General features: G+C 66.1%; 6 protein-coding genes. 1 reads left to right on the forward strand and 5 read right to left on the reverse strand.

Features of this window, described 5'->3' with window-relative positions; genetic code table 11:
* From AC2VOP_RS20110 to AC2VOP_RS20120, 3 genes are all read right to left on the reverse strand, one after another.
* The coding region (locus tag AC2VOP_RS20110; RefSeq protein ID WP_486955095.1) for a hypothetical protein at positions 1-94 on the reverse strand (94 nt) is incomplete at its 3' end.
* 89 nt (positions 95-183) lie between these two features.
* On the reverse strand, positions 184-645 hold the full coding sequence (locus AC2VOP_RS20115; RefSeq protein ID WP_486962606.1) for a pyridoxamine 5'-phosphate oxidase family protein: 462 nt from the start codon (positions 643-645) through the stop codon (positions 184-186).
* Positions 646-649: 4 nt separating this feature from the next.
* On the reverse strand, positions 650-1,441 hold the full coding sequence (locus AC2VOP_RS20120; protein ID WP_486962607.1) for a sigma 54 modulation/S30EA ribosomal C-terminal domain-containing protein: 792 nt from the start codon (positions 1,439-1,441) through the stop codon (positions 650-652).
* Between the two features lie 335 nt (positions 1,442-1,776).
* Between AC2VOP_RS20120 and AC2VOP_RS20125 the strand changes: the two genes are divergently transcribed.
* The gene (locus tag AC2VOP_RS20125) at positions 1,777-1,938 is read left to right on the forward strand and encodes a hypothetical protein (RefSeq protein WP_486962608.1); all 162 of its coding nucleotides are present in this window, start codon (positions 1,777-1,779) and stop codon (positions 1,936-1,938) included.
* On the opposite strand, the gene AC2VOP_RS20130 is transcribed toward AC2VOP_RS20125, so the two are convergent.
* Complete coding sequence (locus tag AC2VOP_RS20130; RefSeq protein ID WP_486962609.1) at positions 1,935-2,756, reverse strand: adenylate/guanylate cyclase domain-containing protein; 822 nt, start codon at positions 2,754-2,756, stop codon at positions 1,935-1,937. The genes AC2VOP_RS20125 and AC2VOP_RS20130 overlap by 4 nt on opposite strands.
* A 107-nt stretch (positions 2,757-2,863) precedes the next feature.
* The coding region (locus AC2VOP_RS20135) for an alpha/beta fold hydrolase (RefSeq protein ID WP_486962610.1) at positions 2,864-3,270 on the reverse strand (407 nt) is incomplete at its 5' end.

A 3,270-nucleotide genomic window follows, 5' to 3' on the forward strand; every position in this document is an offset into this window, starting at 1 on the left:
ATTCCTTGAACATCGAGAGATGCCGGTTGAGGAGCCGTTCAACCACGGGTTCGAGCTCGTTCATGAGCTGCAGGCCGGTCAAAGCGTTCGACATGTCACTCCCAGTTGTCTGTGTCCGACAGTTACAGTCAATATATCTGTGTAAGAGGGTCACATTCAAATCTGCCGCACCGGCTGGTCGGGTTATCGCACGTCGGGCTCGTCGGAAATGATGCGGATACCGGTGACGATCTCGGGTTCGATGGCGATCACGGTGTCCATGCCCATGTTCACCCATGGCTGCAGCAGCTGTTCGTAACGGTCGACTTGGTCGGGGTCGGTGACCGTAGTCGCCAGCCCGGTGACCACCACGCTCCAGCCCGTGTGCCGCTGGGGGTCGAGGTCATCGGCCTCGTAGGCCACCACCGCGCTGGGGTTGTTGCGGGATCGCGCCGTGACCGACACTTTGGCGGTCAGCCGGGTGCGCAGGATCACTCGACCGTCATCGACGAGGTGGTTGACCGGGCGGATCGCCGGCAACGCGTCGCGAGTGAACACCACCCGCCCATAGCCGACACTGGCCAATAATCGCATCGCTTCGGCGCGGTCCAGTTCGATGACCTCGCGTGGCATTCCGACGGTGGCGCGAAAAGCGTTGCTCGACATTTGGTTAGACCTCGTCCCGGCTGGTGTTGGCGAGGGGGGTGACCAGACCGAGGTTGCCGTCATAGCGCGGATACAGCAGCTGGCCGCGACCGGTGGCTGGATCGGTGAAGAACAGGAATTGCAAGCTGTGCTCACGCAGCCGGGCGACCGCGGCGTCTTCGGGAAGAGTCGGTGTCGGACGAGAGTTCACGACCAGCGGTACCGGTGGTACCCCGGTCGGCGGCAACGATGACCATCCGGGCGGGCACATGCGGTATTGGCGGGCCAGCCGCAGCCCTGACGGCCCGGCGCGATACACCACCGCGTCTTCACCGGTTTCGGCGTCGGTGAACAGGTGCACGTCATAGTCCATCGCATCCATCGCAGCCACCGCTTCCATCGGGCTGCCGTGCAGTAGCCTGACCGCCTTGCGGCGGACGATCACCGCGTCGGCGGACGCGGTCAACGTCCTGCGGGTCCGATCCGGCCAGGGCCGCGGGCGCCACGGCGCCCACACCCGCACGATCTGGCGATCCAGCCGCGCCAGCGCCGACAAAAGATCATCGCGGCCGTCGGTAACCGCCTGCACTCGTGTCGGGGTAGCGCGTACCTGCAGATTCACCTGCACCAGCATCGGCCCCTGGGCACAGTTCGCAGCGGCAAGCCGCACCCGAGCACCGCCGGTGATCCCCCGATGCTCCAATACGTGGCCCACTGCACGCGCCGCCCGTTCGGTCTGCGACGCGGCAACCCAGCCACCGGAAACTACGGCGACGTCGGGAAACTCCCGGGCTATCGACGGCTCGGCGCACACCACGAGGCAACCCCACTCTCTTTTGGTCCTTGCCCCCGAGAGGACAGGTCCGGGCTAAAGCTTTTACTGGCCGCACGCGCGTCGCGTAGAGTCCAAAGTCCCGATGTCAGCTATGTCGTTGCTCACACCTCACCCGCGCGGGTAAACGCCTGCTCGGCGCCGAACCTGCCAAGCAAGGCTCATTTCGATCATTTGCCACGATTACGTCGGGTTCCCGCACGTTTGCCGACGGTGTCGGCGCCCATGACCGATTGGGCGTCGACGATTCCGGCGCTGACCTTTTCCCAAACACGTTCTCAGACCCGTCGGCTCCCGTCGCGGCAGCATACGGTGTAGGCGTGCGCAGCATCTGGAAGTGGCTCGGGTTGGCCGGTGCGGTCGGGGTCACCGCCGGGGGAGTGCTAGTGGTCCGCGATCAACGGCGGCGCAAGGCCTACACCCCAGACGAGATCCGGGCGCGCCTGCATCAGCGCCTCGCCGAATCGGGCAGCAACGCTTAGGGCACCTCCACCGCGTAGAGACGATGAGTACCGGCGAAACCCTTCAACTCGGCGTCGCGGCCGGCGTCGACGGTGATGTCCTCACACTCGGCAACCGCGTCCCGGACGGGCTCGCTGATGAGGATCTGGGCGCCGTCGGCGGCCGCCGCAACTCGTGCGGCCATCGCGACGTTGCGGCCGAACAGGTCATCACCGCGGCGCACCGAGCGGCCCATGTGAATGCCGATCCGAACCCGAATCGCATGTGGCTGCCGTCTGTTTCGACTCCGGAGTGCCCGCTGGATGCCGATCGCGCAGCGCACCGCCTGCTCAGGTTGCGCGAATGCGACCATGAAGCCGTCGCCCTGGCTTTTCACCACGTGCCCGGCGTGTTCGCTGACCTTGCGGTGGACCATCTCGTCATGGTGGGCGATCAGTCTGACCCAGGCTCGGTCGCCGATCCTTTCGTTGAGTGCGGTGGAGTCCTCGATGTCGGTGAACAGGATCACCACCCTGCCGTCTGGTGTGATCCGGGCCAGGTCAGGTCTCTCGACCTCGGCCCAGTCGGCGAGGTCCTCGATCGAACTGCGCACCGCTGCGCCCAGGCCCTTTCTGCGGACCAGGTTCGCGGTCTGCCACACCGTCTTGACGGCTTCGCGGGCGCCGGGCGGCAGCAGGCTTCGGCTGGCGACCCGATGCTGCAGGGCATCGGCCTCAGCACGAGCGCGCCGCAATCGTAGCGATACGACGCCCAGCGCCGCCGCTTCGGCCACCGCGATGCCGGCCAGCACGTAGACCGCGATCATCGGGGTCGCTGTCAACGTTGCCCATGCAACCATGGGCAGCATCTTTCCGTATCCCGTTGAGATTGCAGCCAAGGCTGTGTGTACGGCCCGATCGACGACCGTGGACGCAATCTCAGTGAGGCTCACCGGTCGGTACGCGCTCAGCGGGAGACGAACTCCACGACGGCCGCGCTGAAGGCGTCGTTGTCGTCGCCGGCGGCGGTGTGCCCGGCTTCGGACAGTTCGACGAACTCCGCGCCCGGAACCTTGGCCAGAAAATCCCGGACGCCTTCGGTGCTCACCACGTCCGACAACTTGCCGCGGATCAGCAGGATCGGGATCTTCAGCGTGACAGCGGCGGCCTCGAGTTTCGTGGTGCGCAGCGCGGGGTCGTCGCCGGGTCTGGTCATCAACGCCGGATCCCAGTGCCAGTACCAGCGGCCGTCGCGCAGGCGCAGGTTCTTTCTCAAACCGTCCGGGCTGCGCGGTTTCGTCCGGTGCGGCAGGTAGGCCGCGACTGCGTCGGCGGCATGCGCGAGCGAGTCGAAGCCGTCGACGTGGGCGGACA

The sequence above is a fragment of the Mycobacterium sp. TH-M106 genome (assembly GCF_057473765.1).